Here is a 19,134-nt window from a genome sequence, read left to right as displayed (position 1 = left end):
TTTCAGCGGGAGATGAGATAGACGACGAAAGCGGCCACGATGGCGATGACCGGGGTGCTGACCTTGATCAGGCGAATGAAACCCTCATAGGTTTGCCGCGCGGCGGTAATATCCTGAGTGTGAGTCATTGATTTTTCCCCTGTCCCATTAAATTCTTGGCCAATTCTTATCATCCTGAGACGTCAGCACAAGATAAAACATGATCCGCGGCAAAACATAAATTGCACCATAGGTTAAATTTCATTTTCGCCACCATGGTTGACGCGCGGCCCGAAAAATCCGGATGCCGGCCGGGTCAGGTTTAAGCAGGTCTTTACCCAATTTGGCTAAATTCAGCCTCTATGACGACAGACCGCGCAAATATGGCAGAGACCGAACAGCGCCTGCTGATGCTGATCGACGATGAGCCGGCCCAGAGCCGCCTGATCACCGCGCTGGCCGCGCGTGAGGGCTGGCGGACGCTGGTGGTGGGCGATGCCGAAACGGCCGTGGCCATGCTGGGCACGCGGCAGGGCATGCAATTGGGCGCGGTGATCCTTGATCAATGGGTGCCGGGCGATGAAGCCTGCTCGCTGATCGCCGATCTGCGCAGCCGCCGCCCCGCCCTGCCGATCCTGATGCTGACAACCTCGGCCTCGCCGCTGCTGGCGGTTGAAGCGATGCGCGCGGGCGCAACCGATTACCTCATCAAGCCCATCGCGCCCGACCGGCTGATGAGCGCCCTGCGCAACGCCACCACGCGCGAAACGCCGCGCGATGAATTGCAGCCGTTGACCGAAAAGATGAACGGTCCGGCCGATTTTGAATCGATGATTGGTGCAGCTCCGGCCTTCCGCACGGCGCTTGCCATCGCCGCCAAATCCGCGCGCGGTCAGGGCCATCTGCTGATCGAGGGCGAGAGCGGCACCGGCAAGGAAATGCTGGTGCGCGCCATCCACGCCGCATCGCAGCGTGCCAAAATGCCGCTGCGCATCGTCAATGCGGGATCGACGCCGGGCAATTCCATCGAATCCGCTCTGTTCGGCCATGAAAAGGGCGCCTTTCCCGGCGCTTTCGACCGCCAGATGGGCGCGATCCAATATTGCGACGGCGCCACGCTGGTGATCGACGAAATCGACCGCCTGCCGATGGGCGTTCAGGAGCGGCTGGCCGAATATCTGACCACAGGATCATGCCGCCCGATCGGCGCGCGCCATGCCTTCCGGGTGGATGTGCGGCTGATCGCGGCGTCGAATTATCCGCTCAAGGATCTCATCGTCCATGGCGATTTCCTGCCCGAACTCCACGCCGCGATCTGCGCGACCACGGTGTCGCTGCCGCCGCTGCGCGCGCGGCTGGGCGATATTCCGGCGCTGGCGCGGCATTTTCTCGCCCGCATCGGCGAACAGCCGGGCCTGCGCGAACTGGGCATCACCGATGGCGCGCTGTCGCTGCTCTCGGCCTATGACTGGCCCGGCAACGTGCGCCAGCTTCAGGCCGTCCTATTCCGCGCCGCCGTCTTCTGCGATGGCGACGCGCTGACTGCCGACGATTTCCCCCAACTCTCCAGCATGATCTCCGCCGAGCCGATGAGCCCCAGCAATGGCGTGGCCCACGAAAGCGCGGGCGTGATGCTGTTTACCGCCGATGGCAATCTGCGCCCCCTGGAGGACATCGAGGCGGACGTGATCCGGCTGGCCATCGGGCATTACCGGGGCCGCATGACCGAAGTGGCGCGGCGGCTGGGGATCGGGCGTTCGACACTGTATCGAAAGTTGAGCGAGCTTGGGATTGGGGACGCGGCGTAAGGGCTTTCGGGTTTTTGCCTCCGGCGGGCAAAGGGTCTTGACCCTTTGCAATCCCCATATTGTCTTTGTTGCGCTATGGGATCAGCTTCGCGCAACCTTGCAGCGCCGCAGGCTTTAAAACCGCTTCGCGGATCGGCGCAGGCTGGCAAACCGAACGCCAAATAATGGGATTGCAAAGGGTCAAGACCCTTTGCCCGCCGGAGGCAAACCTTCTTACCCCCTCAATCCACCAACTGCCCAAAATCCGTCAAAGCCGCATCGCGCAAACCGCGCCACACATGCAGCGCCTGGACCGTCTGCGCCACATCATGCACGCGGATGACCTGCGCCCCGGCATCCATCATCCGTACGGCCAGCATCAGCGACCCGCCCAAACGCTTGTCGGCAGGAGCCTCATTGGACAAAGCCCCGATCATCCGTTTACGGCTGGCCCCAACCAACAGGGCGCAGCCCAGCGCATGAAACAGCGGCAGCGCGTTCATCAGCGCAAGGTTTTCCTGCAATGTCTTGCCAAAACCGATGCCGGGGTCGAGCAGGATGCGGCTCCGCGCCACGCCCGCCGCCTCGGCCGCATCGCGCCGGGCGCGCAGCCAGTCGAACACGTCCAGCACGACATCGCCGTAATGGCCATCCTCGTGGAGATCTTCACCCTTGCCCGGCGCATGCATGATGCAGACGGGCGCGCCGCAATGGGCGGCAAATTCCAGACTGCGCGGATCATGACGCAGGCCCGAGACATCGTTCCACAGATGCGCGCCTGCCGCCAGCGCCGCCTCGAACACGCCCACGCGGCGAGTGTCCACGCTGATCGCCGCGCCCGTGCGGGCCAACTTTTCGATCACCGGGACCACGCGCTCGATCTCGTCGCCCTCCCACACCGGGGGCGCTCCGGGGCGTGTGCTTTCGCCGCCAATGTCGATCATCGCCGCGCCCGCCTCCAGCATCGCGCTCGCATGGATCTTTGGCACATCCGGCCCGGAAATATTGCGGCCGCCGTCGGAAAAACTGTCCGGCGTGACGTTGAGGATGCCCATCACCTGCGGCTGATCCAGCCGCACCGTCCGCGCGCCCATCTGCAACGGCACGCGGGGGGCACGCAGCGCTTCCCATTGTTCCTCGGCCTCGCCCTGGATGACGCGGCCCGCCTCGGCCATGCCAAAGCGGGTGCGTTCGACCACCTTGCCGCCTTCGCGCCGGATCAGCGCGAAACGGCTGGCATAGGTCAGCCCGCCCGCCAGACGAAGAGCTTCGCCTTCCTCGGACTGGGGGCTGTCGGCAAGGGCGATCGGGCGCAGGTAAACAGTCATAGACCCGCGCTTAGACCCGATCAGTCCTCGTTTGCCAGCAGATAAAGCTGACGGATGGCGTCGAGAGGCTTCATCTGCCCCTCATGCTCGATGTTCCAGAAGGTCCAGCCGTTACAGCTGGGCGCGCCCTGCAATTGTGCGCCGCAGGAATGGATCGAGCCCTCGGTCTTGCCCGAAACCAGCGAGCCATCGGCGCGCACGGTTGCGGTGAAAGCCGGGCGGTTGCGCCCCTTCTTGCCGGTCAGCACGGTGCCGGGCTTGACCCAGCCGGTTTCGATCAACGTGCCGAAAGGAACCTTGGGCGCGGCGCGCTTGCTCTTCATCGTGCTGATGGCGGATTCATCGAGCGGCAGCGCCATCTCGATACGCTCCATGGCGGCATCGCGATAGTTCTGCTCACGCTCGCAACCGATCCATTCGCGGCCAAGGCGCTTGGCCACCGCCCCGGTGGTGCCGGTGCCAAAGAAGGGATCGAGCACCACATCGCCCTTGTTGGTCGTGGCCAGCATCACGCGATAGAGCAGGCTTTCGGGCTTCTGCGTCGGGTGGACCTTCGATCCGCCCTTCTTCAGACGCTCCGAACCATTGCAGATCGGCAGCACCCAGTCCGAACGCATCTGAAGTTCGTCATTGAGCGTCTTCATCGCGCGATAGTTGAACGTGTACTTCGCCTCCTCGCCCATGCTGCACCAGATCAGCGTCTCATGGGCATTGGTAAAGCGCGTGCCCTTGAAATTGGGCATCGGGTTCGACTTGCGCCACACAATGTCGTTCAGGATCCAGAAGCCCATATCCTGAAGGATCGCGCCAACGCGAAAGATGTTGTGGTACGAACCGATCACCCAGAGCGAGCCATTGGGCTTCAAAACGCGGCGAGCTTCGGCCAGCCAGGCGCGGGTGAAACGGTCATAGGTGCCAAAGCTGTCGAACTTGTCCCAATCATTGGTGACGGCATCGACATGGCTGCCATCGGGGCGGGCCAGATCGCCGCCGAGCTGGAGGTTATACGGCGGATCGGCAAACACCATATCGACGCTGGCCGTGGGGATCGAGCGCATCGCCTCGATGCAGTCGCCATCCAGAATGCGGCCCAGCGGCAGTTCGCTGCGCGGGGTTTCGACCGGCTTGAGGACAAGATCCTTCCTGATGCGGCTGGCCAGTTTGCGCGGCGCCGGGGTGGAGCGGGTGCGCTCCTTGAGAAGGACAGTGCCCATGAGGATTCCTGTGAATAAGTGCGTTGAACGGCCCCCTCAATGAGTCATTCGCAGACTCACGTCAAGGCCCGACTCGTGGAGTCAGCACGAGTCGCGATGGTAACACCGAGTCAAGGACAGGAGAACAGAAAGAGTCTGACACAAGGGATAGAGTCAGGCGCGACTCGGCAGACTCAACATCTAGTGGCGTGACAATCGGGACTCAGGGGGCGATTTTTTACAAAAGGGACAATTGCGCGACTGGCGCGAAAGTCCGCCGATGATGCTCGCAAGGCCCATGTTCGCGCAAACCCGCCAGATGCTGCGCCGTGCCATATCCGGCATTGCGCTCCCACCCATAATGGGGGTGCGCCAGCGCCAGTTCGCGCATCACGCGGTCGCGGTGTTCCTTGGCGATGATGCTGGCAGCAGAGATCGCCGCCTCTGTGGCATCGCCCCCCACAATCGCCCGCGCGGCCCAGCACCAGTCGCCCACGCGCCCCTGCGGCGTCTTGTTGCCGTCGATCAGCACCATCGCGGGTTCACCCACCTTGGCCACCAGCGCGCCGACCGCCCGCGTCATGGCCAGCATCGTGGCGGCAAAGATGTTGATCCGGTCGATCTCGTCGGCCTCGACCACGCCGATGGCCCAATGCGCCTCGGCCATGATCCGCGCCTCCAACGCCGCACGCCGCTTGGCCGACAATTTCTTGCTGTCGGCCAACCCCTCGATCGCACTGTCGCAAAGCCACACCGCGCCCGCCACCACAGGCCCCGCCAAGGGGCCGCGCCCCGCTTCATCCACGCCAAAGATCATGACGCCCCGATTGCCGCCCCAGCAGCCCGCCCGCAAGCATTTCCTTGCATAGCTTGCTTGCATCTGGCGCCCCCCTGCCCTAACGCGCCCGGCATTATGGCTATCGAACCCTCGCTCATTCCGCTGGACAATGTTGACCCCTCGCTGGTCGAGGAATTGCTCGATCGCGCGTTTGAGCCGGAACGACGCGGGCGCACCGCCTATAAGGTGCGCGGCGATGCCGAATGGCTGCCCGCCCTGTCCTTTGCCGCAGTGGACGAGGAACAGCATGTGGTCGGCTCGATCCAGTGCTGGCCGGTGGCGCTGACCGATCCCGATGGCCGCCGCCATCCGATGGTCATGGTCGGCCCCGTCGCCGTCCTGCCCGAGGCGCAGGGGCGCGGCTTTGGCAAGGCGCTGGTCACGGCCGCCATTTCGGCGATGAACCCCAAGGCGCCCTTGCCCATGGTGATGATCGGCGATCCGGAATATTACGGCCGCTTCTGGGGCTTTACCAATGCGCCCACGGGGGAATGGGATCTGCCCGGACCGTTTGAACAGCGCCGCCTGCTGGTGCGCTGCGACAATACCGCCATCCTGCCGCAAAAGGGCATGCTGGGCCCTTGGGGCTAAACAGAATTAGGGCAGGCGAAGCACTGGCGCACAGCGCCCGCCTGCCCCATATTGCCGCCATGCCCTATACGCCCCCTCCCGATCTTGCCGCGCTCTCGCTTGAGGACATCGCCCGCATGGTGGCCGAGCGCCGCCTGCCCCCGGTCGATCAATGGCATCCGGCCGAGGAACTCGACAGCCAGATGGAGATCCGCGCCGACGGATCATGGTGGCATCAGGGCGGGCCGATCACCCGCCCGGCCATGGTGCGCGCCTTCTCCACGCTTCTGATGCGCGACGATGCGGGCCAGCACTGGCTGGTGACGCCGCAGGATCGCCAGAGGATCGCGGTGGTCGATGCCGCCTTTGTCGCGGTGGATGTGGCGCGGATTGACGGGGCGCTGGTGTTTCGGCTCAACACCGATGACACGGTGGTGGCCGGCCCGGACCATCCCCTGATCGCGCGGGGCGATGCGGAAACGCCCGCGATCTATCTGGCCGTGCGTCATGGCTGTCTGGCCCGGATCAACCGCTCCACTTGGGGACAATTGGTGGATATGGCGCTGGAAAAAGCGGGGATGGATGGGGGTACAGACGGTGGACTGTCTGTGGATAGTTTGGGGATAAGTTTCCCCCTTACGCCTCAATGAGCAATCTGCGGTACAAGCTGGAGCGGCTGTATCACACCGGGATGGCGGGGCCTGTCCCTGCGCTGTTTCCCGACCCGCGCACGGCGGGCATCGAGGAATTCAAACCCGCCGCCGTGCTGATCGCCGTGACCGAGCGGGCCGCGCCCGGCGTGCTGATGATCCACCGCCCCGGCACAATGCGCGCCCATGCCGGACAGGTTGCCTTGCCAGGCGGGCGGCTCGATCCGGGCGAAACCGACATAGACGCCGCCGTGCGCGAGGCACAGGAGGAGTTGGGCATTGACCCGCGCCATGTCGATGTGATCGGCCCGCTCGATGTGTTCCTGACCGGATCGGGCTATGCGGTGACGCCGGTGCTGGCGCTGATCCCGCCCGATCTGCCGCTGGTGCCCAACCCGGACGAGGTTGCCGAATGGTTCGAGGCCCCCTTCGGCTTTGTCATGGACCCGGCCAACCATCAGCGCCGCGCCATCGAATGGGAGGGCAAGACCCGCCATCTGGTCGAAATTCCATGGAACGGGCATCGCATCTGGGGCATCACCGGGGCCATTCTCGCCAATCTTTCCAAACGCCTGAACTGGCCAAATGACTGAACAGCACGGTATGACGGAATTTCTGAAACGCGAAGGCTGGCTGGTCCGGCCGGACCTGGCCGAACTGGTGGCGGCGGTCGGCCCCTTGCGCTGGGTGGGCGGAGCCGTGCGCGATACGCTGCTGGGCCTGGCGGTCAAGGATATGGATGCGGCCACGCCCCTGTTGCCCGAAGAGGTGATTGCGCGGTGCAAGGCCGCAGGCATCCGCACAGTTCCGACCGGCATAGAGCATGGCACCGTGACCGCGCTGACCGAAGGCGGGCCGGTGGAGATCACCACACTGCGCCATGATGTGTCGACCGACGGGCGGCGCGCGACCGTGGCCTTTGCGCAGGACTGGCGCGACGATGCGGCGCGCCGCGATTTCACGATCAACGCGCTCTATGTCGATCCCGCCACGGGCGAAGTGTTCGATTATTTCGGAGGGCTGGCGGATCTGGCGGCGCGGCGGGTGCGCTTCATCGGCGATGCGGCCCAGCGCATCCGTGAGGACCACCTGCGTATCCTGCGCTATTTCCGTTTTCAGGCCCGCTTTGGCCTGACCCCCGATCCGGAGGCCGAACAGGCCTGCGCCGCGCTGGCCGCCACGCTCAAGGGCCTGTCGCGCGAGCGGATCGGGATGGAGATGATGAACCTGCTGGGCCTGCCCGATCCGGCGCCCACTGTGGCGCGGATGGCGGAGCTGGGCGTGCTGGCGGTGGTTTTGCCCGAGGCTTGCGTAGAGGCGCTTGCCGATCTGGTCGCGCAGGAGCGGGCGCAGGGTGTGGCGCCCGATGCGGTGCGGCGGCTGGCGGCGCTGCTGCCTGCGCAGAGCGGATTGGCCGAACAGGTCGCCTCGCGCTTTCGCCTGTCGGGGGCGCAGAAGAAGCGCCTTTCCCAAGCCGCCGCGCGCGGCAAGGATACAGGTGATGCGCGCGCCATGGCCTATGCGCTGGGCATGGAGGGGGCGATGGATCGCCTGCTGCTGACCGGAGGATCGATTGCGCCTTTGGGCGGCTGGACCATCCCGGTTTTCCCCCTAAAAGGCGGCGATATCGTCGCGCGCGGCGTTGCTGCCGGGCCGCGTATCGCCCATATTCTCCGCTCGGTCGAAGGGCGGTGGGTGGCCGAAGGGTTCCCCGATGCCGCCCGCGTCGAGGCGTTGTTGAACGAGGCCCTGTTGAACGAGGCCCCTTGAGGAGAGATTATGACCGCCGCCAAAACAGGCGCTCATGCAGATAAGGCCGGCGCGGCGCTCGATCGGTTGATCGAGGCAGGTTCGGCCCTATGGGCGCAGGCGGTCCAACTGGTGATGACCCAGCCGGTGCTGGGCTGGGCGCTGGTTTGCGCGGGTCTGTTGATCTTCGGCAATCTGATCCGCTACCGGCTGCCGATGCTGGGCGGGTTGCTGCGGTTTTTCGGCAATCTGGGGCTGATTGTGGCCCTGATCGTGGCGCTGATGGGGGTGGTCGACCTGCGCCGCTTTGGCATCACCTCCGCCCTGCCCGATGCGATCACGCGCCATTTGCCCAAGGGCGAGGAGCCGCAAGTGGTCGAGGGCAAGGTGACGCGCGTGCCTCTGGCCGATGACGGGCATTTCTGGGTGCGGGCCTCGATAGACGGGACGCCTCGGCGGTTTCTGGTCGATACGGGCGCTACGCTGACCACCATCTCGCCCGAAACGGCGCAGGAGGCAGGACTGCATATCGCGCGCGATGGGCCCAAGATCGAATTGCGCACCGCCAATGGCAACGCCACCGGGCGCATCGTGCTGATCCATGAATTGAAAATCGGCAATGCCGTGGCCCGCAATATCGAGGCGGTGGTCGCCCCCGGCCTTGGCGAAACCAATGTGCTGGGCATGAATTTCCTGACCCGGCTCAAGGGCTGGCGGGTCGAGGGGCGCGTGATGGTGCTGGAGCCGCATCATCCGGCAAAAACCGATCCGTCCCAAGCTGGCACGGACGAGGTTGGTTAACACAATTGCCGCGCGCGGGGGCGGTGGGAATAGTGGCGCATCATCCGATTGTTTCGAGAGCCTTGCGCGATGCCCCTGTTCGACCTCCTGCTGGAATTGCCCAACCATCTGGTGCTGGCCTCGGCCTTTGGCTTTATGGCGCTGTTGCTGGTGGGCGGGATCATCCGGGCCGAGGCCAGCGGCGCGCTGGGCGCCACGATCCGCATGGTGGGCAGCGCGGGGCTGACGGTGGCCTTTGGCATTACGCTGGTGCAACTGGGCGGGGCGTTTATCGGCGTGCCGCTGGTGGCGGGGGTAGCCATGGCGGCGCAGGCTTCGGCGCCGGTCCTGCGCGGGGGCGAAACCCGCGTGCCGCTGAGCGAGGATGGGCACTACTGGGTGGACGCCGCCGTCAACGGCACGCCGCAGCGCTTCCTGATCGACACCGGCGCGACCTATACCACCCTGTCCTCCGAAGTGGCGCGCGAGGCGATGGTCGAGCCGGGCGCGCATTCGGGTCAGGTCAACCTGCACACCGCCAATGGCGATACGCCCGCCAGAATGGCGCAGATCGACAGTCTTGACGTCGGTTCGATCCACGCCGCCGACATGACCACCATCATCGCCCCAGCCATCGGCACGACCAATGTGCTGGGGATGAATTTCCTCTCATCCCTCGAAGGATGGCGGGTTGAGGGCAAGGTGATGATCCTTACCCCCAAGAGTTCCGATCAGCTCTGAAACTTGTTGTCGCGGGGGAAGCCTTGCGGCGCGAAACTACCCGCCGCGCCGCGCGCCACGCGCCATTGACGCAGGTCCTTTTCCACCCGCGTCCGGCCCGTCTCGCCGCCCATCGTCCAGCTTAGCCCGTCCTCAAACTTCAGTGTGATGATGTCGGACAGGCCGCCGTCGCGGTAACGCTGCAGCGTCACGCCCTGCCCCTTGGCCAGCACCGGCACCTCGACCAGGCCGAAGATGACGATGCGGCGGTTTTCCCCGATCACCGCCACGTAATCATGCTCGGGCGGGATTTCGCGCACCACCATCAGCTTGACGCCATCCTTGACCGTCATCACCGCCCGGCCCTTGCGGGTTTCGGCCAGCAATTCATCCGCCTCGGCGGCAAAGCCGCGCCCGGTGTTGGCCGCCAGCAGCAATTGCGCCTTGGGATGATAGACGATCATGGCCACGATATGCGCGTCGGCATCAATATCGACCATGGAGCGCAGCGGCTCGCCAAAACCGCGCGCGCCGGGCAATTTGTCGCAGCCCAGCGTGTAAAAGCGCCCATTGTCGCAGGCGATCAGCAGCTTGTCGGTGGTCTGCGCATGAAGCACAAAGGCCGGGCCGTCGCCTTCCTTGAACTTGTATTCCTTGTCCAGCGGCTCATGCCCGCTGGCCGCGCGGATCCAGCCGCGCGCGGAAAGGATCACCGTGAGCGGCGCCTTTTCGATCATCGCGTCCATGCTGAATTCGCGGGTGGGCGCGGCTTCCTCGATGGTGGTGCGGCGGCGGCCCAGTGCTGTGGTTTCCGCATAATCCTTGCGTAGCGCGGTAATGTCGCGCTTCAACCTTGTACGCTGGCGGGCGGGGTTTTCCAGCAGCTTCTGCAGCTCGTCCTGCTCTTTGAGCAGATCGTCACGCTCGCCGCGCAGCTCCATTTCCTCCAGCTTGCGCAAGGAGCGCAAGCGCATGTTGAGGATGGCTTCGGCCTGCCGGTCGGTCAGGTTGAATTCGGCCATCATCACCGGCTTTGGCTCATCCTCGGTGCGGATGATCTCGATCACCCGGTCAAGGTTGAGATAGGCGATGATATAGCCTTCGACCAGTTCGAGCCGGTTGGCGATCTTGTCCAGCCGGTGGCGCGCGCGGCGTTGCAGGATGTCGATCTGCGAGACGATCCATTGCAGCAGCAAGGGCTTGAGCCCCAGCACGCCCGGCGTGCGCTGCGCATCCAGAACGTTGAGGTTCAGGCTGAACCGGCTTTCCAGTTCGGAGAGCTTATAAACGCTTTCCTTGAGCAGGTCGGGATCGACATTGCGGCTCTTGGGCACCAGCACGATGCGGATCTGGGTGTCCGATTCGTCGCGCACATCCTCAAGGATCGGCAATTTCTTGTCCGCGATCAGACCCGCAAGCTGCTCGATCAGCTTGCCCTTCTGGACCATGTAGGGAATTTCCGAGATGACCAGTTGCCATTGGCCGCTGCCCAGCTTTTCGATGCCGGTGGGTTCCCATTGGCCCGCCTCGTCGCGCCCTGTCGAGAAACGCGCGCGCACCCGGATCGAGCCCTTGCCATTGGCATAGGCATGGGAAATCGCCGCCGGACTGTCGACCACGATGCCGCCTGTGGGGAAATCGGGGCCGTGGAACACCTTCATCAGATCGGCATGTTCGGCCTGCGGATTCTCGATCAGCAACAGCGTGACGTCGAGGATTTCCGCGACATTGTGGCTGGGAATGCTGGTGGCCATGCCCACCGCGATGCCCGTCGCGCCATTGGCCAACAGGTTGGGGAACAGGCCGGGGAAGATCTCCGGCTCCTCATCCTCGCCATTATAGGTCGGGATAAAATTGACCGTGCCTTCTTCAAGGCCCGCCATCAATTGCATTGCCGTCTTGGTCAGCCGCGCCTCGGTGTAGCGATAGGCTGCGGCATTGTCGCCGTCGACATTGCCGAAATTGCCCTGCCCCTCGACCAACGGATAGCGCAGCGAGAAATCCTGAGCCAGACGCACCATCGCGTCATAGACGCTGGCGTCGCCATGCGGATGGTATTTACCGATGACATCGCCCACCACGCGGGCCGATTTCTTGAACGCCTGCGCCGGGTCCAGCTTCAACTGGCGCATGGCCCAGAGCAGGCGGCGATGGACCGGCTTCAGTCCATCGCGCAGATCGGGCAGCGAACGCGCCGTGATAGTGGAGAGCGCATAGACCAGATACCGCTCGGACAAAGCGGCGTCGAAAGGCGCATCGATGATGGCGTCAAACGGATCGGGTTCGGTGATGTCGCTGGGCATATCGCACCTTCCCTAACAGGCCGACGCGCATATCCCAAGTATTACCCGCGCTGCATATCCCGGCTTTCACCCGGAATTTTTACGGTCAGGCCATCCAGATCGGGTTCGATGGTGATCTGGCATGACAAACGACTGGTAGCGGCGACGCCTGCGGCCAGATCGAGCATATCCTCTTCATCGGCGCTGGCCGGTTTGAGGCGCGAAAACCAATCGGGAGAGATCAGCACATGACAGGTCGAGCAGGCCATCTGGCCCTCGCATGTCCCTTCCAGAGGCATGCCTGCGGCCTGCGCCACTTCGAGCAGACGCTGACCTGCACTGGCCTGCGCTTCCACACGTTGCCCCCCGGCGGTGATGAATTGCACCTTGATCACTATTCTTCGACCCCTATCCGACTTGTGCGGCCGCCCTATTGGGCATCGGCTGCGGCATCGATTCGCTTCAAGGCCTCGGCAAACTCTCCGCTTTGCGTATAGCGCCCGAAACCGAGGCGGATAGAATTTTTTGCCTGTTTCGCCGAAAGTCCCAAGGCGGTCAGCACATGGCTGGGCCGCCCGGAACCGCTGGCGCAGGCTGACCCTGCGGAAAAGGCAATGTCGCGGCAATCGCTCATCAAACGCGCGACATCAAGGCCATCGCGCCGGATATTGAGATTGCCATGCCAGCGCGCCGCCTCGCTGCCATTCAAGGTCCAATGGGGCAGGATGGCGCGGGCAATTTGCCACAGCGCCTCCACATGTTCCCCATCCTTTATCCACAGATCCTTGCACAGGGCAGCCGCCACACCAAATCCAGCGCAAAGCGCGGGGCTGAGCGTGCCGGAACGTATGCCGCCCTCCTGCCCCCCGCCATGGATCAGCGGGTTCAACGACACCCCATCGCGGGTCCAGAGCGCGCCGATCCCCTTGGGGCCATAGATCTTATGCGCGGAAATGGCGACCATATCGGCACCCTCAGGCGCGGCCATCTTGCCCGCCCCCTGCACCGCATCGCACAGGAACAGCGCGCCAGCCTCATGCGCCCGCGCCGCCAAAGCGGCCACGGGCTGCACCGTGCCGATCTCATTGTTCACCTGCATCACGGCCACCAGATCGGTCCCGGGCGCGACCTCCGCATCCGCCGCCACCAGCCCCTCGGCCGACACCGGCAGCACATCGACCACCGCCCCGCAGGCCCTTGCCGTATCCAGCACGGCGGCATGTTCGATGGCCGAAACCGCGATGCGGCGAGGGCGCAGGCCCTGAATGGCCAGATTGATCGCCTCGGTCGCCCCGCCGGTAAAGGTCACGCGCCCACCCGGGGGCAGGATGCCCGCGACAGACTCGCGCGCCACCGCAACCGCCGCCGCCGCCGCGCGGCCGGGGCGATGCGGGCTGTGCGGATTGGCGAAACCGGCCCCCAGCCAGTAGAGCATCGCCTCACGCGCCTCGGGGGCCAGCGGCGTCGTGGCCTGATAATCGAGGTAGATCACCGGCGAAGCCCGCACAAAACCTTGAGCAGCGCGGCCAGATCATCGCGCGTCGTCTCGCGCCCGATGGAAACGCGGAACACTTCCCGCGCCTCCTCCTCGCTGCGCCCCATGGCCAGAATGACCGGGCTGGGCTTGAGGCTGCCGCTGGAACAGGCCGAACCGGCGGAAATGGCGATGCCCGCCATATCGGCGCGGATCAGCACCGTGGTCGCGTTCACGCCGGGCAGGCGATAGGCGCCGATCGTGGCGATGCGCTCGGCCCCCTCGCCGATCACCTCGCCGCCCATAGCGCGGATCTCATCCTCAAACCATCCGCGCAGCACCGCCGCCGACAGCAGCCATGAACGATCCGCTTCAAGAGCCGTCGCCAAGCCCATGATATAGGGCAGGTTTTCCGTCCCCGCACGATAGCCGCGCTCCTGCCCCCCGCTGGGCTGGATCAGGCCAAAGTTGCGCACCAGCAGCGCGCCGACGCCCGGAGGCGCCCCGACCTTATGCCCGGCAATCGCGATCATATCGGCATCGGGCAGCGACAATTTCCCCGCCCCTTGCGCGCAATCGGCCAGCCACACCGCGCCCTTCGCCCGGATCGCCTCGCCAAGGGCAGGCTGGATCACGCCGGTTTCATTGTTCACCTGCTGCACCGCGATCAGATCGACTGAGGGCAGCGCGCCCGGATCAACCCGGCCAAGGCGATCCACCGGGATCACTGTATCGCGCTCGACAAGCCGGGAGACGGCGGGATGCTCGACGCTGCTGGCCGCGCGGCGCAGCGCCTGAGCGCGGGTATAGCCGATAGCCAGCGCCTCGGTCGCTCCGCCGGTAAAGATCACCTCGCCCGGCCAGTTCAGCGCCTGTTTCACCCTTTCGCGCGCCGCCTCCAGTTGCGACCGCGCGGTGCGGCCCGATCCGTGCTGGCTCGACGGATTGGCCCATTCGCGCAGGCCTTCGCCGATCGCATCGCGCACCTGAGGCAGGATCGGCGTGGTGGCGGCATGGTCGAGATAGATCGTGGACTTGGGCATTATCGAAGCTCTTTTACCGCGCGTTGTCTGAAAACATTGCTTTCGCTTGATGGCTTTCTATATAGCGCATCGCTTCCAATCACAGTCCCTGCCGCAGATTTTGCGCTAGATTTGCGTATTTGCCGCCGGTTCTGTCCACACGATCAGGGATTTGATACATGCCCGCAGTGATCTTTCCCGGCCCCGAAGGCCGCCTCGAAGGCCGCTTTCAGCCCGGCTCGCGCCCGCGCGCGCCCGTGGCGATGATCCTCCACCCGCACCCGCAGGCCGGCGGCACGATGAATGACCGCGTGACGCAGGCTATGTATAAAACCTTTGTCGCGCGCGGGTTCGCCACGCTGCGCTTCAATTTCCGCGGGGTTGGCCGTTCGCAGGGCAGCTTTGACAATGGCATCGGCGAATTGTCGGATGCGGCTGCCGCGCTCGACTGGGTGCAGTCGATCCACCCGGAATCCAGCACGACCTGGGTGGCCGGTTACAGCTTTGGCGCGCTGATCGCGATGCAGCTCTTGATGCGCCGCCCGGAAATCCGGGGCTTCATCAGCGTGTCGCCGCCCGCCAACATGTATGATTTCAGCTTTCTGGCCCCTTGCCCGGCCAGCGGCATCATTGTGCAGGGCGCGGCCGACACGGTTGTCACGCCCAATTCGGTGCAGAAGCTGGTGGATAAGCTGCGCACGCAAAAGCACATCACGATCCACCACGACGAAGTGCCCCGCGCCAACCATTTCTATGAGAACGAACTCGACGAGATGATGCGCGCGGTCGACAATTACCTCGACATGCGGCTTTCGCCGGATTGCCCGATCCGCTGATCGGATTTGGCTGCCTAAAACGCCCGATCCGCTGATCGGGCGTCAGGCTCCCGTCATGGTTTTCCTGAAAGCGCGGCGGGAGGCGGCAGGCTCCAGATCGCAACATTGGCGCCCAGAATCACCGCCAGCACGATCATCAGAATCGCCTGTTTGCGCACCCCGCGCCGCCATAGGGCGCCCGAGCCGATCACCAGCAGGATCACGGCCAGCACAGCCATCGAAAGCGCCGTACTCAACATCGTTCAGGACCGCCCGAACAGGCCCTTGGCCATCCCCAGCACATCGTGGAGCGCGCTGCCATCGCCATCGCGGTCAAGGAAGCTGTTGATGGACGAGAGGATCTGCGGGTTGTTCTGCAGGATCTGCGAGACCTGCCCCAGTCCTTCAACGCCGCCCAGCGCGCCCACCACCTGATTGAGCGTATCGGGGGCGATACCGGTCTGCGCGGCGGCGGTTTCCACCGTGTCGCCTTCCTGCGCATGGGCCTGACCCAGCGCGGTGATCGCGTTTTGCGCGGTGGCGGGGTCAATGCCCACCTTGGCCGCGATGGCCGCCACATCGACGTTACCCGACAATTGCCCCAGCAGGGAATCAAGCAAGCTCATCGTTTCACCCTCCGATTGGTTAACCGAATGCATGACACGGGTTTATGACGGGGCCAAGCAAAAGGCGCCGGTGACATAGCCACCGGCGCCCCTCCTCTCACCAATCTTCCGTGGTGTATGCGCGAAACCGAAATTATCGCCGGACGGGCCGCGACAGAACGCACCGACCCGACAGGCCAGAGCGATCCACGTTTCCATCAAACAGCTTGGTCAAAACCGAACACTCCGCAAGAAGGGCCAACAGGCCGCAACAACAAACGGTCGATTCAAGAATGCCCCCTCGCAATAATCGCCGTGCCGGAAGGCCCCCTTTGTCAATTACATACGAATTGACGAGAGAATTCATAGACCAGCCCCCACACTACGTCAAATGGCAGATTGCAATTCCTCCTATTTTCCTACGTTTGATGTAAACCTGTCACGCTTGCGCCCGGTCCCGCCACAGGCTACCGCTCAGCCTTGGTTCAGCCGCGCCATGCAGGTCGCTATGTCGATGAGCAACAACGAGAAAGCCGCATCTTCTGCCACGCCGCGCCACACGATCGCGCTGGTGGATGATGACCGCAATATTTTAACCAGCGTTTCCATAGGCTTGCAGGCCGAAGGCTTTACCACGCGCGTCTATGCCGATGGTGCCAGCGCCTTGAAAGCCTGCCTTGAAAATCCGCCCGATCTGGCGATTTTCGATATCAAGATGCCGCGTATGGACGGGCTGGAACTGTTGCAGCGATTGCGCGAAAAATCCGCGCTGCCGGTGATTTTCCTGACCAGCAAGGATGAGGAGCCCGACGAGGCGCTGGGCCTTGCCATGGGCGCGGATGATTATATCACCAAGCCCTTCAGCCAGCGGCTGTTGGTGGCGCGAATCCGCGCGATTCTGCGCCGGGTCGAGGTGGCCCGCGCCGATGCCGCCGAACCTGCGCAGGATGACACGCCCACCCCCGATCTGGTGCATCGCGGCCGGTTGAGCATGGACCCGGCCCGCCATGAGGTGCGCTGGGATGACCGGCCCGTCTCGCTGACCGTGACCGAATTTCTGATCCTCGAAACGCTGGCCCAGCGCCCCGGCGTCATCAAGAGCCGCAACCAGTTGATGGATTGCGCCTATAATGATGACACCTATGTCGATGATCGCACTATCGATTCGCACATCAAGCGCCTGCGCCGCAAATTCCGTCAGGTGGACCCGACATTTTCGGCCATCGAAACGCTGTATGGCGCAGGCTATTCCTTCAGCGAGGGCGGATGAACGCGGCGGAAATGCCCCCGCGCCGCCCGGCCCATGCGCGCGGCGGTCCATGGCGCGGCGTTTCGCTGACCACGCGCATTCTGGCGGTCAATGTGATCGTGCTGGCGCTGATCGCTTTCAGCCTGCTCTATATCGATTCCTATCGCCGCGAGGTGCTGGGCGAACGCTTCAAACGCGCCAGCGGCGAGGCCGAGATCGCCGCCGAGGCGCTGGCGCAGGCATCGGGCGATACGCGCGCGCAGGTGCTGACCACGATTGGCCGCCGTCATGCGCTGCGCCTGCGCCTCTATCGTGCCGACGGGTCGCTGGAGGCCGACAGCTTCCTGCTGGCCCCGCCATCGTTCCATCTGGCCGATCCGGCCACCCAGCCGTGGTATATGCAATCGGCGCGCCTGCTCGACCGGGGCATGGACGCCATTCTGGGCGCGCCCGAGGTCCCCGCCTATGTCGAGCCGCCCGCCCCCACCCACGCCAATGACTGGCCCGAGGTGATCGAGGCGCGCCGATCGGGTCAGACCGCCGTGCGCGAACATTATGCCCCGGACCGCACGCCCATCATCAACGCCGCCACGCCGGTCGGGCGGCGCGGACAGGTGCTGCTGGTCCAGCAGAACGCCCGCGATGTGACGCAAAGCGTGCGCGATGCGCGTCAGACGCTGGCGATTGTCGTGGCGATTGCTTTGCTGCTCACGGTCTATCTCTCGCTGTTTCTGGCCCGCACGATTGTGCAGCCGCTGCGCCTGCTAGTGCGCGCCTCGGTCCGGGTGCGGCTAGGGCGCGACCGAACGGTGGTGGTGCCGCGCCTGCCGGATCGCGGGGATGAGATCGGGCTGCTGGCGCGCGCGCTTTCAGACATGACCGAGGCGCTGCGCACGCGCATGGATGGGGTGGATCGGTTTGCCGCCGATGTCGCCCATGAGATCAAAAACCCCTTAGCTTCCTTGCGCAGTGCCTTGGAGTCGCTTGATAAAATCGACGATCTCGATCTGCGCCGCCAATTGATGGACATTGCCAATCACGATGTTCAGCGCATGGACCGCCTGATCAGCGAAATTGCCGAGGCGAGCCGGATCGACGCCGAACTGGCGCGCAGCACGTTTGAGCCGGTCAATCTGCGCGTGCTGGCCGAGGCGATGGTGGGCGCACGCGGGCGGCGCGGGGCCAATCGCGATTGCCGGCTGCTGCTGCACCATATCGGCAACCATGAGGCCGTGGTGGCGGGCGTGGCGACAAGGCTGGAACGGGTGCTGGAAAACCTGCTGGACAATGCCGTGTCCTTTTCGCCGCCGCATGGCGCGATCCGCATCGAGATCACCGGCACCAACGAGCATGTGGTCGTCGAAATCCGCGACGAGGGCCCCGGCATCCCGCCGCAGGCGCGCGAACGCGTGTTCGAGCGCTTCCACTCGCTGCGCCCGGCGGGCGAGGATTTCGGCGCGCATTCAGGCCTTGGCCTGGCCATCGCCCGCACGATCATCGAGGGCCATGACGGCACCCTGACCGCGCGCGATCCCTTGCCCGGCGAGCGGGGCGCGCGACTGGTGATCGAATTGCCCACCTATCATCAGGAGGTCGAGGAGGAATGAGCAGCCCGACCAACCCCCACTGGGCCAGACAGGCGACCTGTGTCAGCATCGGGGACCGCGCGATCCTGATCGAGGGGGCGCCCGGGGTCGGCAAATCCTCGCTGGCGCTGGGGCTGATTGACCGGGGCGCAGTGCTGGTGGGCGATGATGGGGTGATGCTCTGCGAGGATCAGGATGCCCTTTACGCCCTGCCCCACCCCAACACGCGCGGGTTGATCGAGGTGCGCGGGGTCGGGCTGGTGACGATGCCGGTGGCCGAGCGCGCAAGGGTGGCGTTAATGATTCGGCTGGAGGCGGGCGGGCCGCGCCATATCGAGGTCGCGCCCAGAATCACGGTGGGCTCGCTGGTAATTCCCTGCATCACGCTCTGGCCCGACAGTTCGGCGCTGGTGCTGCGCGCCGAACTCGCCCTAAAGTACCATGGCCTTTGGGAACCAACGGAAATCTGAAGTGTTGCCCCAAATTGCATAGGCGCGCCCTCTTCAC

21 protein-coding genes are annotated in these 19,134 nt (G+C 64.4%); 11 read left to right on the top strand and 10 right to left on the bottom strand.

Annotated features, from left to right (window positions below):
- Window positions 1-2: 2 nt before the first annotated feature.
- On the bottom strand, window positions 3-128 hold the full coding sequence (locus FHW92_RS20860) for an aa3-type cytochrome c oxidase subunit IV (RefSeq protein WP_168605212.1): 126 nt from the start codon (window positions 126-128) through the stop codon (window positions 3-5).
- Between the two features lie 234 nt (window positions 129-362).
- On the opposite strand from FHW92_RS20860, the gene FHW92_RS20855 reads away from it, so the two are divergent.
- Window positions 363-1,787, top strand: a complete 1,425-nt coding sequence (locus FHW92_RS20855) for a sigma-54 dependent transcriptional regulator (protein ID WP_168605211.1) — start codon at window positions 363-365, stop codon at window positions 1,785-1,787.
- Window positions 1,788-2,008: 221 nt separating this feature from the next.
- Here FHW92_RS20855 and folP read toward each other — a convergent pair whose 3' ends face one another.
- The 3 genes from folP to FHW92_RS20840 form a co-directional block, all read right to left on the bottom strand.
- Window positions 2,009-3,094, bottom strand: coding sequence for a dihydropteroate synthase (gene folP / locus FHW92_RS20850; RefSeq protein ID WP_168605210.1), 1,086 nt, complete (start codon window positions 3,092-3,094; stop codon window positions 2,009-2,011).
- 20 nt (window positions 3,095-3,114) lie between these two features.
- The gene (locus FHW92_RS20845) at window positions 3,115-4,308 is read right to left on the bottom strand and encodes a site-specific DNA-methyltransferase (protein WP_168605209.1); all 1,194 of its coding nucleotides are present in this window, start codon (window positions 4,306-4,308) and stop codon (window positions 3,115-3,117) included.
- 217 nt (window positions 4,309-4,525) lie between these two features.
- The gene (locus FHW92_RS20840) at window positions 4,526-5,104 is read right to left on the bottom strand and encodes a ribonuclease HII (protein ID WP_168605208.1); all 579 of its coding nucleotides are present in this window, start codon (window positions 5,102-5,104) and stop codon (window positions 4,526-4,528) included.
- A 96-nt stretch (window positions 5,105-5,200) separates the two neighbouring features.
- Here FHW92_RS20840 and FHW92_RS20835 point away from each other — a divergent pair, with 96 nt between their 5' ends.
- The 6 genes from FHW92_RS20835 to FHW92_RS20810 all read left to right on the top strand — a co-directional run bounded on the left by FHW92_RS20835 (window position 5,201) and on the right by FHW92_RS20810 (window position 9,615).
- Window positions 5,201-5,716 (top strand): N-acetyltransferase, encoded by a 516-nt coding sequence (locus FHW92_RS20835; RefSeq protein WP_168605207.1) that lies wholly within the window; start codon window positions 5,201-5,203, stop codon window positions 5,714-5,716.
- A gap of 59 nt (window positions 5,717-5,775) precedes the next feature.
- A complete protein-coding gene (locus FHW92_RS20830) occupies window positions 5,776-6,345 on the top strand; it encodes a DUF1285 domain-containing protein (RefSeq protein ID WP_168605206.1) in 570 nt (189 codons plus the stop codon).
- Window positions 6,342-6,938, top strand: coding sequence for a CoA pyrophosphatase (locus FHW92_RS20825; RefSeq protein ID WP_168605205.1), 597 nt, complete (start codon window positions 6,342-6,344; stop codon window positions 6,936-6,938). The genes FHW92_RS20830 and FHW92_RS20825 overlap by 4 nt, the downstream gene beginning before the upstream one ends.
- A 10-nt stretch (window positions 6,939-6,948) precedes the next feature.
- Window positions 6,949-8,115, top strand: coding sequence for a CCA tRNA nucleotidyltransferase (locus FHW92_RS20820; RefSeq protein ID WP_168605304.1), 1,167 nt, complete (start codon window positions 6,949-6,951; stop codon window positions 8,113-8,115).
- A 9-nt stretch (window positions 8,116-8,124) separates the two neighbouring features.
- Window positions 8,125-8,895, top strand: coding sequence for a TIGR02281 family clan AA aspartic protease (locus FHW92_RS20815; protein WP_246870327.1), 771 nt, complete (start codon window positions 8,125-8,127; stop codon window positions 8,893-8,895).
- A 69-nt stretch (window positions 8,896-8,964) separates the two neighbouring features.
- Entirely contained in the window at window positions 8,965-9,615 is a 651-nt protein-coding gene (locus FHW92_RS20810) for a TIGR02281 family clan AA aspartic protease (RefSeq protein WP_168605204.1), read from the top strand.
- Here the strand turns inward: FHW92_RS20810 and parC are convergent.
- The 4 genes from parC to FHW92_RS20790 are packed head-to-tail and all read right to left on the bottom strand — an operon-like array spanning window position 9,606 to window position 14,393.
- Window positions 9,606-11,897, bottom strand: coding sequence for a DNA topoisomerase IV subunit A (parC, locus tag FHW92_RS20805; protein WP_168605203.1), 2,292 nt, complete (start codon window positions 11,895-11,897; stop codon window positions 9,606-9,608). The genes FHW92_RS20810 and parC overlap by 10 nt on opposite strands.
- 41 nt (window positions 11,898-11,938) lie before the next feature.
- Window positions 11,939-12,271: a 2Fe-2S iron-sulfur cluster-binding protein gene (locus FHW92_RS20800; RefSeq protein ID WP_168605202.1), complete on the bottom strand. Its 333-nt coding sequence runs from the start codon at window positions 12,269-12,271 to the stop codon at window positions 11,939-11,941.
- Between the two features lie 35 nt (window positions 12,272-12,306).
- Window positions 12,307-13,368, bottom strand: coding sequence for a cysteine desulfurase family protein (locus FHW92_RS20795; protein ID WP_168605201.1), 1,062 nt, complete (start codon window positions 13,366-13,368; stop codon window positions 12,307-12,309).
- Window positions 13,365-14,393, bottom strand: a complete 1,029-nt coding sequence (locus FHW92_RS20790) for an aminotransferase class V-fold PLP-dependent enzyme (RefSeq protein WP_168605200.1) — start codon at window positions 14,391-14,393, stop codon at window positions 13,365-13,367. The genes FHW92_RS20795 and FHW92_RS20790 overlap by 4 nt, the downstream gene beginning before the upstream one ends.
- A gap of 158 nt (window positions 14,394-14,551) precedes the next feature.
- Between FHW92_RS20790 and FHW92_RS20785 the strand changes: the two genes are divergently transcribed.
- Window positions 14,552-15,208, top strand: a complete 657-nt coding sequence (locus tag FHW92_RS20785) for an alpha/beta hydrolase (RefSeq protein ID WP_168605199.1) — start codon at window positions 14,552-14,554, stop codon at window positions 15,206-15,208.
- Between the two features lie 53 nt (window positions 15,209-15,261).
- Here FHW92_RS20785 and FHW92_RS20780 read toward each other — a convergent pair whose 3' ends face one another.
- Both FHW92_RS20780 and FHW92_RS20775 read right to left on the bottom strand, forming a co-directional pair.
- Window positions 15,262-15,447 (bottom strand): hypothetical protein, encoded by a 186-nt coding sequence (locus FHW92_RS20780; RefSeq protein ID WP_168605198.1) that lies wholly within the window; start codon window positions 15,445-15,447, stop codon window positions 15,262-15,264.
- Window positions 15,448-15,450: 3 nt separating this feature from the next.
- Window positions 15,451-15,813, bottom strand: coding sequence for a hypothetical protein (locus tag FHW92_RS20775; RefSeq protein WP_168605197.1), 363 nt, complete (start codon window positions 15,811-15,813; stop codon window positions 15,451-15,453).
- Window positions 15,814-16,306: 493 nt separating this feature from the next.
- Between FHW92_RS20775 and FHW92_RS20770 the strand changes: the two genes are divergently transcribed.
- The 3 genes from FHW92_RS20770 to FHW92_RS20760 are packed head-to-tail and all read left to right on the top strand — an operon-like array spanning window position 16,307 to window position 19,097.
- On the top strand, window positions 16,307-17,062 hold the full coding sequence (locus tag FHW92_RS20770; protein WP_210428622.1) for a response regulator transcription factor: 756 nt from the start codon (window positions 16,307-16,309) through the stop codon (window positions 17,060-17,062).
- A complete protein-coding gene (locus FHW92_RS20765) occupies window positions 17,059-18,648 on the top strand; it encodes an ATP-binding protein (protein ID WP_168605195.1) in 1,590 nt (529 codons plus the stop codon). Before FHW92_RS20770 ends, FHW92_RS20765 begins: the two co-directional genes overlap by 4 nt.
- Window positions 18,645-19,097, top strand: a complete 453-nt coding sequence (locus FHW92_RS20760; RefSeq protein ID WP_168605194.1) for an HPr kinase/phosphatase C-terminal domain-containing protein — start codon at window positions 18,645-18,647, stop codon at window positions 19,095-19,097. Before FHW92_RS20765 ends, FHW92_RS20760 begins: the two co-directional genes overlap by 4 nt.
- Window positions 19,098-19,134 lie beyond the last annotated feature (37 nt).

It is taken from the genome of Novosphingobium sp. SG707 (genome assembly GCF_012275515.1).
Classification (GTDB): domain Bacteria; phylum Pseudomonadota; class Alphaproteobacteria; order Sphingomonadales; family Sphingomonadaceae; genus Novosphingobium.
This window is presented reverse-complemented; position numbering and strand designations above follow the sequence as displayed.